General features: G+C 59.6%; 14 protein-coding genes. 10 read left to right on the forward strand and 4 right to left on the reverse strand.

Going from position 1 to position 17,984, the window contains the following annotated elements; translation table 11 throughout:
• Nucleotides 1–20: 20 nt before the first annotated feature.
• From BLR72_RS13885 to BLR72_RS13895, 3 genes are read left to right on the forward strand one after another with little or no spacing between them, the layout of a single operon-like run.
• On the forward strand, nucleotides 21–1,253 hold the full coding sequence (locus BLR72_RS13885; protein WP_027232575.1) for an aromatic ring-hydroxylating oxygenase subunit alpha: 1,233 nt from the start codon (nucleotides 21–23) through the stop codon (nucleotides 1,251–1,253).
• A gap of 41 nt (nucleotides 1,254–1,294) precedes the next feature.
• Nucleotides 1,295–3,742, forward strand: a complete 2,448-nt coding sequence (locus BLR72_RS13890) for a GcvT family protein (protein WP_091949466.1) — start codon at nucleotides 1,295–1,297, stop codon at nucleotides 3,740–3,742.
• Entirely contained in the window at nucleotides 3,739–6,183 is a 2,445-nt protein-coding gene (locus BLR72_RS13895; RefSeq protein WP_091949469.1) for a GcvT family protein, read from the forward strand. The genes BLR72_RS13890 and BLR72_RS13895 overlap by 4 nt, the downstream gene beginning before the upstream one ends.
• A 48-nt stretch (nucleotides 6,184–6,231) precedes the next feature.
• Here the strand turns inward: BLR72_RS13895 and rocD are convergent, their stop codons facing one another.
• Nucleotides 6,232–7,440 carry an ornithine--oxo-acid transaminase gene (rocD, locus tag BLR72_RS13900; RefSeq protein ID WP_091949630.1) on the reverse strand — a complete coding sequence of 403 codons (1,209 nt, stop codon included), beginning with the start codon at nucleotides 7,438–7,440 and terminating at the stop codon, nucleotides 6,232–6,234.
• Between the two features lie 24 nt (nucleotides 7,441–7,464).
• The gene (gene rocF, locus BLR72_RS13905; RefSeq protein ID WP_081815943.1) at nucleotides 7,465–8,454 is read right to left on the reverse strand and encodes an arginase; all 990 of its coding nucleotides are present in this window, start codon (nucleotides 8,452–8,454) and stop codon (nucleotides 7,465–7,467) included.
• Between the two features lie 171 nt (nucleotides 8,455–8,625).
• Here rocF and BLR72_RS13910 point away from each other — a divergent pair, with 171 nt between their 5' ends.
• The 6 genes from BLR72_RS13910 to BLR72_RS13935 all read left to right on the forward strand — a co-directional run bounded on the left by BLR72_RS13910 (nucleotide 8,626) and on the right by BLR72_RS13935 (nucleotide 14,710).
• Nucleotides 8,626–9,051: an Lrp/AsnC family transcriptional regulator gene (locus BLR72_RS13910; protein WP_027232580.1), complete on the forward strand. Its 426-nt coding sequence runs from the start codon at nucleotides 8,626–8,628 to the stop codon at nucleotides 9,049–9,051.
• A gap of 27 nt (nucleotides 9,052–9,078) precedes the next feature.
• Nucleotides 9,079–10,482, forward strand: coding sequence for an aminodeoxychorismate synthase component I (gene pabB, locus BLR72_RS13915; RefSeq protein WP_091949472.1), 1,404 nt, complete (start codon nucleotides 9,079–9,081; stop codon nucleotides 10,480–10,482).
• Complete coding sequence (locus BLR72_RS13920; protein WP_091949474.1) at nucleotides 10,479–11,072, forward strand: anthranilate synthase component II; 594 nt, start codon at nucleotides 10,479–10,481, stop codon at nucleotides 11,070–11,072. Before pabB ends, BLR72_RS13920 begins: the two co-directional genes overlap by 4 nt.
• A gap of 150 nt (nucleotides 11,073–11,222) precedes the next feature.
• The gene (locus BLR72_RS13925; protein ID WP_091949477.1) at nucleotides 11,223–12,671 is read left to right on the forward strand and encodes an aldehyde dehydrogenase family protein; all 1,449 of its coding nucleotides are present in this window, start codon (nucleotides 11,223–11,225) and stop codon (nucleotides 12,669–12,671) included.
• A 115-nt stretch (nucleotides 12,672–12,786) separates the two neighbouring features.
• Nucleotides 12,787–14,199 (forward strand): magnesium transporter, encoded by a 1,413-nt coding sequence (gene mgtE / locus BLR72_RS13930; protein WP_027232584.1) that lies wholly within the window; start codon nucleotides 12,787–12,789, stop codon nucleotides 14,197–14,199.
• 124 nt (nucleotides 14,200–14,323) lie between these two features.
• Complete coding sequence (locus BLR72_RS13935; protein ID WP_091949480.1) at nucleotides 14,324–14,710, forward strand: MerR family transcriptional regulator; 387 nt, start codon at nucleotides 14,324–14,326, stop codon at nucleotides 14,708–14,710.
• 5 nt (nucleotides 14,711–14,715) lie between these two features.
• On the opposite strand, the gene BLR72_RS13940 is transcribed toward BLR72_RS13935, so the two are convergent.
• On the reverse strand, nucleotides 14,716–15,687 hold the full coding sequence (locus tag BLR72_RS13940) for a heparan-alpha-glucosaminide N-acetyltransferase (RefSeq protein WP_091949483.1): 972 nt from the start codon (nucleotides 15,685–15,687) through the stop codon (nucleotides 14,716–14,718).
• 218 nt (nucleotides 15,688–15,905) lie between these two features.
• Between BLR72_RS13940 and BLR72_RS13945 the strand changes: the two genes are divergently transcribed.
• On the forward strand, nucleotides 15,906–17,105 hold the full coding sequence (locus BLR72_RS13945) for an MFS transporter (RefSeq protein ID WP_027232587.1): 1,200 nt from the start codon (nucleotides 15,906–15,908) through the stop codon (nucleotides 17,103–17,105).
• On the opposite strand, the gene BLR72_RS13950 is transcribed toward BLR72_RS13945, so the two are convergent.
• A complete protein-coding gene (locus tag BLR72_RS13950; protein ID WP_091949486.1) occupies nucleotides 17,100–17,816 on the reverse strand; it encodes a DUF599 domain-containing protein in 717 nt (238 codons plus the stop codon). The genes BLR72_RS13945 and BLR72_RS13950 overlap by 6 nt on opposite strands.
• Nucleotides 17,817–17,984: the final 168 nt, after the last annotated feature.

Below are 17,984 nucleotides of genomic sequence, written 5' to 3' on the forward strand. Positions count from 1 at the left end.
AATCTTTTTCGGAGAATGAAATGGCGGCGGAACAGGCTTTTGCAGAACTTGCACCGGCTCTGGACAAGATTGATCGTCTGGTGGCCGATCATCGGCCAGGGCATGGCCTCGTGCGCGCCTTCTACATGGATCCGGACGTCTATGCCCTTGATATGGAGAGGGTCTTTCGGCGTCATTGGCATTGCATCGGCCATGCCAGCATCATCCCGAACGCGGGTGATTTCGAATTGTTCAAGATCGACGCCGAAGCGATCATCGTTTCGCGCACCGAAGATGGTTCGATCCATGCGTTCCTGAATGTCTGCCGCCATCGCGGCGCGGAGGTCTGCACCAAGCAGAAGGGCAACGCCCGATTCTTCGTCTGCCCCTATCATGCCTGGACCTATGCCAATGACGGCAGCCTTCGCGCCGCGCGCCTGATGCCGCGCGACTTCGACCGTACGGCGCACGGCCTCAAGAAGCTGCATGTCCGCGTTGCGGATGGCCTGATTTTCATCTGCTTTGCCGACGAACCTCTGGACTTCTCGATTATCGAGCAGTCGCTGCGCACCACCTGCGGTCAATATGGCTGGGGCGACGCCAAGGTGGCGTATCGCGAAACCTATGCCGTCGATGCCAACTGGAAGCTTGCAGTCGAGAACTATGTGGAATGCTACCACTGCGGTCCAGCGCATCCGGAATACTCGCAGACCCATGCGCTGGAACAGCCGGCGGAGAAGATCGTCGAACTCAATGCCAAGATGGAGCAGCGCACCTGCGCGCTCGGCATAGACATTGCGACCGGCGACAACTGGCAGAATTCCGCGCAGGGTAAGGAAGCGATCCACACGTTCCGCTATGCGCTCTACGACGGCGTCAAGAGCGGCAGCGAAGACGGATCACCCGTTGCGCCGCTCATGGGCCGTTTCACCGAGTTCGATGGCGGCGTGACCTCCATTCACCTCGGCGGCACCAGCTTCCTCGTCTGCTATCCCGATCATGGCATGATTTACCGCTTCATCCCGAAGACGGTCGATACCTGCGAGATGGAACTGATCTGGCTGGTGCGCGGCGATGCCGAGGAAGGCAAGGACTACGATCTCGAAAAGCTGACCTGGCTGTGGAAAGTGACGACGGCAGAGGACAAGACGATCATCGAACATACGGCGCGGGGCGTGCGGTCTAACTATTTTGTGCCGGGCCCGATTGCGCCAATGGAATATAACGAGTTGCGGTACATCCAGTGGTACCTCGATGAAATCGGTCGGGCTTGAACCCGGCCCCGAAATTGGCATGAGACCACGGGAGAATTTATATGTCTGAGTTTCCAACGTCGGCGCGCGTCGTCATCATCGGTGGCGGAGCGGTCGGCGTTTCCGCGCTTTATCACCTCGCCAAGGCCGGCTGGACCGATTGCGTCCTGCTCGAAAAGAATGAATTGACCTCGGGTTCGACATGGCATGCCGCCGGCAACGTTCCAACTTTCTCGGCTTCGTGGTCGGTCATGAACATGCAGCGCTATTCGGCGCAGCTTTATCGCAATCTTGCCGCCGAAGTCGATTATCCCATGAACTATCATGTGACCGGCTCGCTGCGCCTTGCCCATAGCAAGGAGCGCTTGCGCGAGTTCGAACGCGTCAAGAGCATGGGCCGCTATCAGGGCATGGATATCGACGTGCTCGGCGTCGATGAAATCAACGGGCGCTATCCGTTCATCGCGACGCACGAACTTGCCGGAGCGCTCTACGATCCGAACGACGGTGACATCGATCCGGCGCAGCTGACGCAAGCGCTTGCAAAGGGCGCGCGTGACATGGGCGCGAAGATCATCCGCTTCTGCCCCGTGACGGGTGCGCGCCGCGACAAGGACGAGTGGGTGATCGCGACACCGCAGGGTGTGATCCGCTGCGAATATGTCGTCAACGCCGCCGGCTACCGCGCGCAGGAAATCGGCAAGCTGTTTGGCCGTGACGTGCCGATGATGGTCATGAGCCATCAATATCTGCTATTCGACGAAATTCCCGAGATCGCTGCCTGGACACGCGAGAATGGCCACAAGCTGCCGCTGCTGCGCGACGTCGATTCGTCCTATTATCTGCGCCAGGAAAAGAACGGCATGAATCTCGGGCCCTATGAGCGAAACTGCCGCGCACATTGGGCGACGCCGGATGATCCGATGCCTGACGATTTCTCGTTCCAGCTCTTTCCGGACGATCTTGAACGTCTCGACTGGTATTTGAACGATGCCATTGCCCGCGTGCCGATCCTCGGCACTGCCGGCCTTTCCAAGATCATCAACGGCCCCATCCCCTATGCGCCGGATGGCAATCCGCTGATCGGGCCAATGCCCGGCGTTCCCAATGCCTTCGAGGCATGCGTCTTCACCTTCGGCATCGCCCAGGCAGGCGGCGCCGGCAAGGTGCTTGCCGAATGGGTGACGGAAGGCGCCACCGAGTGGGACATGTGGTCATGCGATCCGCGCCGCTTCACCGGTTTCACCGATCCCGATTATTGCGTTGCCAAGGGACTCGAAGTCTATGGCCACGAATATGCGATCCATTTTCCGCGCCACACCTGGCCTGCGGGCCGCAACAAGAAGCTCTCGCCACTCCATGACCGTATCGCCAAGCTCGGCGGTCAATTCGGGCCTTACAACGGCTGGGAACGCGCGAACTGGTATGCGAGGCCCGGTGACGACACATCCGAGGAAGCGACCCAGACCTTCTCGCGCAATGGACCTTGGCACGAGCGTATTCGCGAGGAATGCCACGCGGTGCGCGACGCAGTCGGAATCCTCGATCTGCCGGGTTTCACGCGTTTTCGCGTGAGCGGCGAGGGCGCGCGTGAATGGCTCGCGACGCTCATTACCGGTATTGTCCCCAAGCCCGGCCGGATCGGCCTTGCCTATTTCGCCGACGACAAGGGCCGCGTCGTCACGGAAATGTCGATCATGGCGATCGACGAAAATCTCTTCTTCCTCATCACGGCGGCCGTTGCGGAGTGGCATGATCGCGACTGGCTGGTTAAACACCTGCCCGCGGGAAGCGCGATCAGGATCGACAATGTGACCGAGCAGTTCTCCTGCCAGATCGTCACCGGTCCGAAGGCACGGGACCTCTTCAAGGATGTGTGCGACGCTGAACTCGACCGACCCTGGCTGTCGCACCAGTCGACGCAGATTGCCGGACGGTACTGCCAGCTGGTGCGCGTGTCGTTCGCTGGGGAACTCGGCTGGGAGGTGCACACGAAAGTTGCGGACACCGCGACGATCTTCGACGCGATCTGGGAGGCTGGGCAGAAATACGGGATCAAGCCGTTCGGCATGTTCGCGCTCGACTCGTTGCGGCTCGAGAAAGGTTATCGCGCCTGGAAGGGCGATCTTTCGACGGATTATACGCCGTTGCAAAGCGGGCTCGAACGATTTGTCAAATGGGAAAAGCCCAACTTCCTCGGCAAGGCTGCGCTTGAGAGCGAAAAGCAGCGCGGTGTGGACAAACGCTTTGTCACGTTGACCGTCGATGCCGGCGATTGCGATGCGCCCTATATGTCGACCCTCTGGCACAAGGGAAATATTGTCGGCGAGACGACGTCCGGCGGTTGGGGCCACCGCATCGACAAGTCGATCGCGCTCGGCATGCTCAAGACCGAACTGACCGAGCCCGGCACCGAGATCGAAGTCGAAATCTTCGGCGAGCGCCGCAAGGCTATTGTGCATCCTGACCAGCCCCTCTGGGATCCCAAGAACGAAAGAATCCGCGCATGAGTTCGCTTCCCACCAAGGCACGGGCCGTCATCATCGGCGGCGGCGTATCGGGCTGCTCCGTTGCCTACCATCTGGCGAAACTCGGCTGGACCGACATCGTTCTCCTCGAACGCAAGCAGCTAACCTCAGGCACGACATGGCATGCCGCCGGTCTGATCGGTCAGTTGCGTGCATCGCAGAACATGACGCGCCTCGCAAAGTATTCGGCCGACCTCTACGTCAAGCTGGAAGCCGAAACTGAGGTCGCGACCGGCATGCGCCAGGTCGGCTCAATCACGGTCGCGCTCACTGAGGAGCGCAAGCACGAAATTTACCGGCAAGCATCGCTGGCCCGCGCCTTCGATGTGGATGTGCGGGAAATTTCTCCTAGAGAAGTCAAGGAGATGTATCCGCATCTTAATGTCGAGGATGTCGTCGGAGCAGTGCACCTGCCGCTCGACGGCCAGTGCGATCCGGCCAATATCGCCATGGCGCTTGCCAAGGGCGCACGTCAGCGCGGCGCGAGGATCGTAGAGAATGTGAAGGTGACCAACGTTCTGAAGAAGAATGGCCGTGTCGCTGGTGTTTCCTGGTCGAAGGGGGATGAGCAGGGCACGATTGAAACCGATGTCGTCATCAACTGCGCTGGCATGTGGGCACGCGATCTTGCTGCCACGTCAGGTGTGACTGTACCGCTCCACGCTTGCGAGCACTTTTATCTGGTGACGGAGGCGATTGAAGGACTTGGTCGGCTGCCTGTGCTGCGTGTCCCCGATGAATGCGCCTATTACAAGGAAGACGCCGGCAAGATGATGCTTGGCGCGTTCGAGCCGGTTGCCAAGCCGTGGGGCATGAACGGCATCTCCGAAGATTTCTGCTTCGATCAATTGCCGGAGGATTTCGAACACTTCGAACCCATCCTCGAAATGGGCGTCAACCGCATGCCCATGCTCGGGACGGCAGGCATTCATACGTTCTTCAACGGTCCGGAAAGTTTCACTCCCGACGATCGTTACTATCTCGGCGAAGCACCGGAACTTGGCGGCTATTGGGTTGCCGCGGGCTATAATTCCATCGGCATCGTGTCATCGGGCGGGGCTGGCATGGCGCTGGCGCAGTGGATCCACGACGGCGAGGCGCCGTTCGACCTCTGGGAGGTCGATATCCGCCGGGCGCAGCCGTTCCAGAAGAACCGGCGGTACCTGAAAGAGCGTGTCTCCGAAACGCTTGGGCTGCTCTACGCCGACCATTTTCCCTACCGGCAGATGGAAACGTCGCGCAATGTTAGGCGCTCGCCGATCCATGAGCACTTGAAGCAGCGCGGTGCGGTTTTTGGCGAGGTTGCTGGCTGGGAGCGGGCCAACTGGTTTGCCCGCGAAGGCCAAGAACCGGAATATCGCTATTCCTGGAAGCGGCAGAACTGGTTCGACAACCAGCGTGACGAGCATCTCGCCGTGCGCAATGGCGTCGGCCTCTTCGATATGACGTCGTTCGGCAAGATCAGGATCGAGGGGCGCGATGCTTTGGCTTTCCTGCAAAAGCTCTGTGCCAACCAGCTCGACGTAGAGCCGGGCCGTATCGTCTATACGCAGATGCTGAACAATCGCGGCGGCATCGAGAGCGATCTTACCATTACGCGGCTTTCCGAAACCGCGTTCTTCGCGGTTGTACCGGGCGCAACCCTGCAGCGCGATCTCGCATGGATGCGCAAGCATCTTGGCGATGAGTTCGTCGTCATAACCGATGTGACGGCAGCGGAATCGGTGCTTTGCCTGATGGGGCCAAAGGCGCGCGAACTGATCACGAAAATCAGCCCGAATGACTTTTCAAACGAGGCCAATCCTTTCGGTACGGCGCGCGAGATAGAGATCGGCATGGGGTTGGCGCGGGCGCACCGCGTGACTTACGTCGGTGAGCTCGGTTGGGAACTTTATGTTTCGACGGATCAGACGGCGCATGTCTTCGAAGCCATCGAAGAGGCCGGCCAAGATCTCGGTCTGAAACTCTGCGGCCTGCACACGCTCGATTCCTGCCGCATCGAGAAAGCATTCCGGCATTTCGGCCATGACATTACCGACGAGGATCATGTTCTCGAGGCTGGCCTGGGCTTTGCCGTCAAGGCAGACAAGGGCGAGTTCATTGGCCGGGAAGCGGTGCTTCGCAAGAAGGACAAGGGCCTCAATCGTCGCTTGGTGCAGTTCAGGCTGAGCGATCCTGAACCGTTGCTGTTCCACAACGAAGCCATTGTTCGCGACGGCAACATTGTCGGAACCATAACGTCCGGCAATTACGGCCACCATCTCGGCGGTGCGATCGGGCTTGGCTACGTTCCGAGTGAAGGCGAGAACCCGGACGACGTCCTGGCTTCCGCATATCAGATCGAGATTGCCGGCGAGCGCGTGAAGGCGGAGGCTTCGCTGAAGCCGATGTACGATCCGAAGGCTGAGCGCGTCCGGATGTAGGCTGAGAAGAGAGGCGCGTGGTTGCATCAACCACGCACCTCGCAGCCATCAATTCATGCTGGTGAGAACGGCGTCGAACTGTTCGAGTGCCCAGTCGACCTGGTCCCGCTTGATGACGAGCGGCGGCGCGATGCGGATCGTGTGGCCGTGCGTATCCTTGGCGAGGATGCCGCGTTCCTTGAGTTCGTAGCAAAAGCGATTGGCGCCGCCTGCTTCCGGATTGAGCTCGATCGCAAGCATAAGGCCACGACCGCGCACTTCCCGCACGATATTGCTGCGAATGCCCTTGAGCTGTTCGAGGAAGTATTCTCCCTCCTTGCGGGAGTTTTCGATCATGTTCTCTTCCGTGAGAACGCGTAGCGCCGCGCGGGCAATGGCGCAGGCGAGCGGATTGCCACCGAAGGTGCTGCCATGTTGTCCCGGCTTGAGAACGCCGAGCACATCGCTGTTCGACAGGACAGCCGAGACCGGATAAAAGCCGCCGGAAAGCGCCTTGCCGATCAGCGTCACATCCGCCTCGATGCCCTCGTGCTCCTCGGCGAGCAGCGCGCCGGTGCGGCCGAGGCCGGTCTGGATTTCGTCGAGGATGAGCGTGACATTATTGTCGGTGCACAGTTCCCGCACCTTGGTGAAATAACCTTTTGGCGGAATGAGGACGCCGGCTTCGCCCTGGATCGGCTCGACCAGGAAGCCGACGGTATTGGGGCTCAGCGCTGCGACGAAAGCGTCGATATCGCCGAAGGGCACGACCTTGAAGCCCGGGGCGAAGGGACCGAAATTGTCGCGGGCGGAAGGATCGGTGCTGAAGCCGACGATCCCCATGGTGCGGCCGTGGAAATTGTCGGAGCAGACGATGATCTCGGCGGCATTCTCCGGCACGCCCTTGACCTCGTAGCCCCACTTGCGCACGGCCTTGATCGCGGTTTCGACGGCTTCGGCGCCACTGTTCATCGGCAGAATCTTGTGCGAGCCGGTTAGCGCTGCAAGTTCCTCATAGAACAATGCCAACTGATCGTTGCGGAAGGCGCGGGACGTCAGTGTCAGTTTCGACGCCTGCTCGGTCATCGCCTTGAGGATCTTCGGATGGCAATGGCCCTGGTTGACGGCCGAATAGGCGGAGAGGCAATCGAGATAGCGATTGCCTTCGATGTCCCAGACGTGAACGCCTTCACCGCGTTCCAGCACCACGTCGAGCGGCTTGTAGTTATGGGCCCCGAGACGGGATTCTGTTGAAATCAGATCAGCGGCTGTGTGCAGCAAAATGTCCTCCTAATGCCAAAATCAAATGCTGAGCGCGCCGGCGCTCTGGTCAGCAAGGTTTGGCTTGTCAAAGATCTGCCGGCCGAACAGGCTGGCAACGAGATCGACGAGCAGCAGCGCGCTTCGGCCGCGTTCGTCGAGGAATGGGTTGAGTTCGACCACGTCGAGAGAGCCGACGACGCCGGAATCGTGCAGAAGTTCCATGACCAGATGCGCTTCGCGGAACGTGGCGCCGCCCGGCACGGTGGTGCCGACGCCCGGAGCAAGTGATGGGTCAATGAAATCGACGTCAAAGCTGACATGCAGGATGCCATTGGCCTTCTGCACACGCTCGATGATGCGGCGCATCAGCTTGGCGACCCCGAATTCATCGATGCGGCGCATGTCGACGACATCAATTCCGCGTTCACGCAGCAGGACGCGCTCTGTTGCATCAATCGAGCGTATGCCGAAGAGGTGCAAATTCTCTGGCTTGACGAAACCGCGCGGCTCTTCGCCGAAAACGCCTTCGAGACCAGGTTCGCCGCAAAGAAGTGCCGCCGACATGCCGTGCATGTTGCCGGAAGGCGAGGTGGCGGGTGTATTGAAATCGGAATGGGCGTCCAGCCACAACACGAAGAGTTCGCGGCCATGTTCCTCGCAGTAGCGGGCAACGCCGCTCACCGAGCCCATGGAAAGGCTGTGATCGCCGCCGAGAGTGATCGGGAACGTCCCCTTGGTCATTGCGTCATAGGTTTCGCTGCTGAGCATGCGCGACCAGGCGGCAATGCGCTCGATATGGTGGGCGAGGCCATCAACGGCTGGAACCACGGGCAAAACCGGAGGCAGTTGCAGATCGCCGCGATCCTCAACAGGATGTCCGAATTCCTCAAGCGTGCGGACGAGTCCGGCAGTGCGCAAGGCTGCCGGTCCCATGAGCGCGCCAAGGCGACCCGCGCCTTCCTCGATTGGCGCACCGATGATCGTCAGCTTCTGCTTGTGCGTGTCCTCAAAATTGCTGTGCATGTTCATAAACAACCGCCACTTTCGCGTTTGGATGGTCTCGTTCCGAAATTGAAAGAGAATATTATGTCCCGCAATGATTTTGGCATTTCGGCGCGGTGACAAATAGACGGCATCTTGATAGAAATGCGCAAGGAATTGAGCATTTTGCTCAAGAACTTTATGCAGAGTGAGAGCCCAATGGACGACGTGGATCGCAAATTGCTGTCGCTGCTGCGCGATGATTGCCGCTTACCTGTCTCATCGATGGCGACCGTGCTCGGCATATCGCGCGCTACTGTCCGCACGCGCATCGACAAGCTGACCACCGATGGGACAATTCAGGGCTTCACCGTCACGCTCAAGGCCGGCGCCGGCATTTACGGGGTGCGCGCCGTGGCGATGATCGAGGTAGCGGGACAGGGTGCCGAGAAGGTGATCCGCCGCCTGCAGGGCTTTCCGGAGATTCGCGCTTTGCACACAACGAACGGCCGGTGGGATATCGTCGCTGAAATCGAGGTGGAGACGCTGGAGGCATTCGACCGCACGCTTCGCGACATCCGTCATATTGACGGAATCACCTCGACGGAGACAAGTATTCTTTTATCGACCCGCAAGAGCGGATAATCTCAAAGGTTGAAGGGAGATCGGCGCTTGCATGTTCGTGAGATTCCATGGCTCGAACCTGTTGAAGCCGCCGAGCGGTTGCGGCCGTTGGGGGGCATGAGCTTTCTCGACAGCGCCATGCGCCATGACCAGTTGGGCCGCTATTCCTACGTGGCTGCCGATCCGTTCGCGAGATTGATCGTTGCCGGTGGCGAGGTCAGCTGGAACGGCGAAAGGGTCGAGGGCGAGCCGCTCACGGCGATTGCGGACTATATCGGGCGATACCGGATGGAGGTCCAGGCTGGGCTGCCGCCGTTTCAAGGCGGTGCCATCGGCTATTTCTCCTACGAGTTCGGCCGGCTGCTCGAACGCTTGCCTCAGCCCGGAACACCACCACAAGGCGCGATGCCGGACGCCGCCTGGCTATTTTACGATGTGGTGTTGGCCTTCGATCATGTGGAACAGCGGGTCTGGCTTGTTTCCTCGGGTTTTCCCGAAATGGCTGGGCCGGCGCAGGAGCGGCGGAGCCAGGAGCGCTCGGATCGTATTATCGAGGCGATCAGTCGTTCCGCTGCGCAGCCATCCGTCGAGATGACGGGGCAGCGCATCGCAAGAACCTCATGGCGGTCCAACTTCGAACGCACCGCCTATATGCAGGCAGTCGCCCGGGTCGTTGAGTACATACTCGACGGGGATATTTTCCAGGCCAACATCGCCCAGCGCTTCACCGCCGAGCTGCCGCAGAGTTTCGATCGTTGGCGTTTTTACAAGGCGCTGCGCAAGCGCAATGCCGCGACCTTTGCCGCCTATCTCGACCATGGCGAGATTGTCGTTGCCTCGAGTTCGCCGGAGCGCTTCCTTGTGGCCCGCGGCGACCTGGTTGAGACGAGGCCGATCAAAGGGACAATGCCACGTTCGGCTGATCCGTATGAAGACAAGGCACTGGCGGAGACTCTTCTGAGGTCGGAGAAGGACCGGGCCGAGAATTTCATGATTGTCGACTTGATGCGCAACGACCTTTCTCGCGTTTGCCGGCCGCATTCGGTGCTGACGCCTGTGTTATGCGGCCTCGAAACCTATGCCAGCGTGCATCATCTCGTCTCGGTCGTGACCGGCCGGTTGCAGGAGGACAAGGGCCTTATGGACCTTGTTCGCGCCGCCTTTCCCGGTGGGTCGATCACTGGCGCTCCCAAGCTCAGGGCAATGGAGATTATCACCGAGATCGAAGGTGAGGCGCGCGGTGTCTATTGCGGCTCGATCGGTTTCATTGGCTTCAACGGCAATTTCGACACCAATATCGGCATCCGTACCGTCTTGTTCCAAAACGGCATGGCGGTATTTCAGGCGGGTGGCGGGATCACCGCCCTGTCGGATCCCGCATCCGAGTACCAGGAGACGCTGGACAAGGCAGCACGCATCTTCACCGTGTTCGATGAGGGCGGGCCGGAATGATCCTCATTATCGACAATTACGATTCCTTCGTCTTTACCGTCGCGCGCTACTTCACCGAACTTGGCGTCGAAACGCAGGTGGTTCGCAACGATGCGATTTCGGTTGCCGACGTCAAGCGGCTGGACCCCGAGGCAATCGTCCTGTCGCCCGGCCCGTGTGGCCCGCGCGAGGCGGGGCAATCCATGGCGATCATCGAGGCGCTGAGCGGCACCACTCCGATGCTTGGCATTTGCCTTGGCCACCAGTGCATGGGCGAAGTTTTTGGTGGCCATGTGGTGCGGGCGCGCGAGCCCATGCACGGCCGCGCCTCGGCGATCAACCATGACGGCCGGGGCGTGTTCAAGGGGCTGCCAAGCCCCTTCCGCGCCGGGCGGTATCATTCGCTGATCGTTCAGGACCTTCCGGGGGATGGCGACCTTCGCATTACGGCGCGCTCCGAGGCGGGTGAAATCATGGGCCTTGCCCATGCCACTCACCCGACATATGGCGTTCAGTTTCATCCGGAGTCGGTCCTTACGGAATATGGCCATGCCATGCTCGGAAACTTCCTGCGGCTGGCGCGCGCATTCAATGGCAACAGGACGACATAGGCCAGGGAGGGCGACGCTATTTTCGCCTCTTTGTTCGATATTCCTGTTGGCCGTACCCGCATTCGTCCTTTACAACTGCAATCATTATGCGTTGGCGATCGCCGACCGCACATCAACGGACAATCCGCATTTACTGGCAGGAGACAGACCATGCTGCGCAAGACCGATTTCTATATAGATGGCAAATGGATAGCTCCAACGGTCGACAAAGAGCTGGAGGTTATCAACCCCGCCGACGAACAGGCTTTCGCCGTGATTTCGCTCGGCTCGGCCGCCGATGTCGACAAGGCGGTCACCGCTGCGCGCAAGGCATTCGCCAAGTGGAGCGTGACCAGCCGCGAAGAGCGCCTTGAATGGCTCCAGCGCCTGCTTGCCGCCTATCAGGAACGCATCGACGACATGGCCAAGGCCATTTCCGCCGAAATGGGCGCGCCGATCAAGATGGCGCTCGACGAGCAGGCAGCTTCCGGCACCGCGCACATCAAGGCCTTCATCCGTGCCTTGAAGAACTTCGAATTCGAGCGTCCACTCGACGCCCACAACACGTCGTCGCGCATCGTTTACGAGCCGATTGGCGTGTGCGGCCTCATCACGCCGTGGAACTGGCCGATGAACCAGGTTGTGCTCAAGGTTGTTCCGGCGCTTGCTGCCGGCTGCACGGTCATTCTCAAGCCGTCCGAGCTCGCGCCGATTTCCTCGGTCGTCTTCGCGGAAATCATCGATGCTTCGGGTCTTCCGGCCGGTGTGTTCAACCTGGTCAACGGCGACGGCCCGACCGTCGGCGAGGCCATGTCGCGCCATCCCGGCATAGACATGATGTCATTTACCGGATCGACGCGCGCTGGTGTCGCCGTCACCAAGGCGGCCGCTGATACGGTCAAGCGCGTTTCGCTCGAACTTGGCGGCAAGTCTCCCAACATCGTCTTTGCCGATTCGGACGTCGAGGCCGCCGTGAAGCGTGGCGTGGCGCACGTGTTCAACAATACCGGGCAGTCCTGCAATGCGCCGACGCGCATGCTGGTCGAGCGCTCGGTCTACGACACGGCCACACAGGTTGCCGCCGAGACGGCCAAGGCCACCAAGGTTGGCGATCCGTCAGAGAATGGCGACCACATGGGGCCGCTCGTTTCCGAAATGCAGTTCAACAAGGTGCAGGGCCTGATCGAACAGGGCATCAAGGAAGGCGCGCGACTGATTGCAGGCGGTACGGGGCGTCCCGAGGGCTTCAACCGTGGCTACTACGTGCGCCCGACCGTCTTTGCCGACGTCAACAATGGCATGACGATCGCGCGCGAGGAGATATTCGGACCTGTACTCGCCATGATTCCATTCGACACGGAAGAGGAGGCCGTCGAGATCGCCAACGATACGCCGTATGGCCTTGCCGCTTATATCCAGTCGGGTGATCCGGAACGAATCAAACGCGTGTCTAAGCGGCTCCGGGCAGGCATGGTCCGCATCAATGGCGCTTCCCATGCGGCCGATGCACCGTTCGGCGGCTACAAGCAGTCGGGAATTGGCCGCGAGGGCGGCCATTGGGGCCTTGAAGACTTCCTAGAAGTGAAGGCCATTAGTGGCTGGGAAGACACCGCCGCCTGAAAATAAGCGCAAAGCATGCCCGCTAGTTTCCTTTGGGCATGCTTTGCTCTAACTGACAATAGACGGCGTTGGTCGCCCGTCGCGTTTGACTTGTCAGAAAACGGGTGCGGACAGAATGGATGATCTAGAGACCCTACCGGAGGCCGCGTCCGACAATGATGAATCCGACATCTACGGGGATGACGGTGCGGTAAAGACATCCTATCTCGCCCGTGTCGGCGCTGCGATCGCCGATCGCGACGTCCTCTTCCTGCGCTCGCATGTCGGCAAGCTGCATCAATCCGAACTCGGCCACGTTCTCGAAGCGCTGCACTCGGAGCAGCGCGCCGCGCTCGTCGAACTTCTCGGTGACGAATTCGACTTCGCCTCGCTGACCGAGGTCGACGAAGCAGTCCGCATGGAGATTGTCGATGCCCTGCCCAACGAGCAGATCGCCGAGGCTGTCCAGGAACTCGACTCCGACGATGCCGTCTACATTCTCGAAGATCTCGACCAGGAAGATCGGGACGAGATTCTGGCGCAACTCCCGTTCACTGAACGCGTCAGACTGCGCCGTTCGCTCGGCTATCCCGAGGAAACGGCCGGTCGGCGCATGCAGACCGAGTTCGTCGCCGTTCCACCGTTCTGGACCGTTGGGCAGACGATCGACTACATGCGCGACAATGACGATTTGCCAGAATCCTTTTCGCAGGTTTTCGTCATAGACCCGATGTTCCGGCTGCTCGGCGCCATCGATCTTGACCGCATCCTGCGCACAAGGCGCGACGTCAAGGTCGAAGAGATCATGCACGAGACGCGCCATGCCATTCCGGCCACGATGGACCAGGAAGAGGCTGCGCAGATCTTCGAACAATATGACCTGCTTTCAGCGGCCGTCGTGGATGAGAACGAGCGCCTTGTCGGTGTTCTCACCATCGAGAACATTGTCGACGTTATTCAGGAGGAAGCGGAAGAGGATATCCTGCGCCTCGGCGGTGTCGGCGATGAAGAGCTTTCGGATTCCGTCGTATCGACATCGCGTTCGCGCGTGCCCTGGCTTGTCGTCAATCTTTTTACAGCAATCCTGTCGGCTTCCGTCATCGGGCTCTTCGATGCCACGATCCAGCAGATGGTCGCGCTAGCCGTGCTCATGCCGATCGTTGCGTCGATGGGGGGCAATGCCGGCACGCAGACGATGACCGTGACCGTGCGCGCTCTCGCGACGCGCGATATGGATATCTACAATGCCGGGCGTATCATACGACGCGAGGCGTCGGTCGGGCTCATCAACGGCGTGGTTTTCGCCATTTTGATCGGACTTGTAGCGGGGCTCTGGTTCGGCCACGCTAATCTCGGCGGCATTATTGCGGCTGCCATGATCATCAATATGCTCGCCGCCGCACTTGGGGGAATACTGATTCCGCTGCTCCTGCACCGTTTCGGCGCGGACCCCGCCATTGCCTCTGCCGTGTTTGTTACGACCGTGACCGACGTTGTCGGGTTTTCATCATTCCTTGGCCTGGCCACCTGGTGGTTTGGCTTTAAGTAACAGCAACTTACCTGATTTTGCACTTAAGTTCACAACCCTATACAATCGTCCAATTGACTTTTACGTAATTGCGTGGGCAAAACATTCAATCGATATAGTGGGGGAACTAGCAATAGTGTCGGGTATGCGCGAATATTATTCCATCACCGAATTGACACGCGAGTTCGGCGTATCGACACGGACGCTGCGCTTCTACGAGGACGAGGGACTGATTCATCCGATCAGGCGCGGGCGCACGCGGCTTTTTCGTCCATCGGACCGGCATCTACTTAAGCAGATCCTGCGCGGCAAACGGCTAGGCTTCTCGATCGCGGAAATTCATGAAATCGTCCAGATGTATCGCGAACCCCCGGGAGAGATGGGGCAGTTGCATCTGCTGATGAAGCGGGTCGAGGAAAAGCGTGGGGATCTGCGCCAGAAGCGCCGCGATATCGAGGAGACGCTGACCGAGCTCGACCAGGTTGAGGAAGCCTGCATCGAGCGTCTCGCTGAACTCGGTGTCAGCACTTAGCCATCTCATTGCGGCATGTTGAGCTGGGTGCACAGCCCGGCAATATCCTGCATCTCCGGATCGTTCTGATCCCGCCTTCCGGCGAACGCGTCGTCGAAAATATTGCGCGCCTTGCTCTCGTTGATGACGCAGGAGCAGAACTTTTGGCAAAACGCCGCTTCGTTGTCGATCGAGCAACTCTGCACGCAGGCATTGCCGAAGATTTCCTCCGGCGTTGCCACCGCCGGCGGGAAGACATGCGAGATCAGGAACACGCAGCTGATCAGAACCGGTTGATGGATCAGGTAGAATGCAAGGCTGTGACGGCCAATGAATTGCAGCGCCCGGTTCAGCCAGGCCGGCGCGATATCACCGGCAAGCAGTTTCATAGCGCCCGTCTGCTGCATTACCTTGGCAAGCGCCATCCCGAAAAGGACTGCGCCGAACCAGGGGAAAATCGGCACATAGTCGTTGGAACGGATCAATACTTCCGAAAGCCCGAGCGGCCACAACACCGGCGGATCGAATGCCGGCGAAACGAAGTAAAATGGCAATGCCACGACTGCCACCGCCGCAAGCGCCACGATGATCGCTGGAAGCCTCAGGAAAAGCAGTCCAAGTAGGCTCGCCGCCGCTATTTCATGCAGGATCCCGAAGAAAACGAAGCTTTCGGGCGTCATGTACCAGGTGACGAGGGTGATGGCCGCTGCCGCCACGACGACCTGCGCTAACCGCACGAGGAACGACCGCCATCTTATACCGCGCCCATGGGCAAGAACAAGGCTGAAGCCGACGAGCATCAGGAAAGTCGAGGCAATGATCCGCGCGTAGAGCTTCCAGGCTCCCTGGCCGGTCGTGCCCGGTTCGAGATAACCGAAGAATTCGAAATCCCAGCCCATGTGATAAGTGGCCATGGCGATAAGCGCGATGCCGCGCAGCACGTCGAGCCTGCCAAGACGCGGCTTTGCGGGCGAAATCGAACTGAGGTTGTCGGTCATGCGGAGAATGCTCGTATGTGGTGTGCTATCCCGCGCACGCTATGCGACATGGCCGGCAAAATCCATTGCCTTTCATATCGATCAATCAGGGCTTTTTATTACTTGTTTCAACGGTTTCCATGAAACGGACATAATATGTCGCTCCATCGACGGCCAATGACGGCGCAACGATTGAAACTCGCTGCAACGACCGAATCAATCCCTCCGAAGTTCCTCCGGTGATCAGCCAAGTCCGCTACCCTATCTGGATTACCACGGCCAAGCGTCCGACGGCGCGGGTCTTTGCGATCCTGTTCGGCGTTGAATCGATGGCGCGTGCCATCATCACCAGCGTCGTGCCGATCCAGACCTATGACCTGATGCAGAGCGAGCGCGGCGTCAGTATACTTTACACCTGCATGTCGCTGTTCGGATTGATCTCGACCCTGTCGATCCCGTTGCTGATCGTCCGTATTCCGCGCCGCTGGGTCTATACGGCCGGAGTAACATCACTGATCATCGGTTGCATGGCCTTTGCCCTCGACACCTTGCCGGGGCAGGCGGCCGGGCTGTTCCTGCGCACCTTCGGCGCGGGAACCCTGTCGATCACGCTCAGCCTCTACATCATGGACCACATCAAGAAGGGCGAACTCGTCCGCGCCGAGTCGGTGCGCATGGCAACGGCGACGATCGCCTGGACCGGCGGACCGTTTCTCGGTGTGTTCCTTTATACGCACGTGGGCATGGTTGCGCCGTTCGTGCTGTCGATCGGCTTCTCACTCGTGCTGCTGGCCTTGTTCTGGTACTTCCGGCTCAGCGACAACCCGGCGCTGCAAAGAGGGCCGAGCCGTCCTGCAAACCCCATTGCCAATGTGCGCCGCTTCGTCGTGCAGCCGCGCCTGCGTCTGGCTTGGCTTATCGCGTTCTCCCGCTCCTGCTATTGGAGCACGTTCTTCGTTTACGGCCCGATCCTCATGGTGGCGACGGGGCAGGGAACGCTGGCCGGCGGTCTTCTCGTCTCGCTCGGCAACCTCTTCCTTTTCGGCTCGATCCTCTGGGGCAAGGTCGGCATGTCCAAGGGCCTCATGCGGACGATCTCCGCGGTCTTCATGCTCCTCGCGGTCTCCCTGATCGGGGCAGGCCTCGCTGGTGAGAAATTCCCGATGATTGCCGCCATCATGCTGCTTGTCGGCGCGTTTTTCTGCGTTGCGATCGATACGCTCGGCTCAGCAACCTTCATCCGCGCCGTCCATCCGCATGAGCGCGCGCAGATGACCGCGGTCTACCGGACCTACCTCGATTTTTCCGAGATATTGCCGGCCTTCACCTATTCGATCATCCTGACGTTCTTTCACCTCGGCGCGATCTTCATCGCGCTCGCCGGGCTCATGGTATTCACATCCTTCTTCGTTTGGCGCTATCTGCCGCGAAGCCTATAGCTCGCTTACGCTGTTGCGCATCAAGACGTCGCGTGCCGTCGAGAAGAATTGCCGCCGCAGCAGGACGATGGCGACGAATGTCGTGGTCGCCATGAACAGCAGCGGATGCAGGAACCATCCGAGATAGCCGATCGAAAAGAAGATGCCGCGCAGGCCGCTGTTGAAGTGCTGGCCAGCCTGAATATTGATGCCCGCCGCGCGGTTGATGCTGGCAAGGACGAGCGGATCATCGGGGCCTTTGTCACGCGCCATGGGCACGCCGCCGATGAGTATCGAGCAGTAGTTGAACAGGCGATACGACCAAGCGAACTTGAAGAAGGCGTAGGCGAAGAGGACGAGAAGCCCGAGTATCTTGGTCTCGAACAATTGCTGGGTCGTCTCGTTGAGAAAAGGAATCTCGTGGAACAGCGTCAATACGCGGCCTGAGGAATTCAGAAGACCGAAGCAGCCGCCGATCGCAAGGATGGATGTGGAGGCGAAAAAACCGGTGCCTTGCTGCAGGCCGATCATGATGCTGGTGTCGATCATGCGCAACTCGCGTGTCGCCATTGTCGCCATCCACTGGCGTCGCGCTTCGTTCATTTCGTAGGTGAGGGATTTCCTGCCGCCAAAGCCCTTCGCGGTCGTATAGGAATAGACCATCCAGACAACGAAGAAATAGACGAGCGCCACGGCGTCGAGCCAATAGGATGTGTTTTGGGCAGGTTCCATTTCGGTCCTCTGTGACGCGCGGCGGCAATCGCGAATGTACGGAAATTCCGGCGCTTGGCAAACCGGCCGGAGGGTATTTTTGGAACTGCCGCCAACCAGGCGATACGGCGTTTTTCTTTGACTTTTGCAACAGCGCGCCTATGTCGTAGAAACACAACGCAAGGTCGG

The sequence above is a fragment of the Phyllobacterium sp. YR620 genome (assembly GCF_900104165.1).
Classification (GTDB): domain Bacteria; phylum Pseudomonadota; class Alphaproteobacteria; order Rhizobiales; family Rhizobiaceae; genus Phyllobacterium; species Phyllobacterium pellucidum.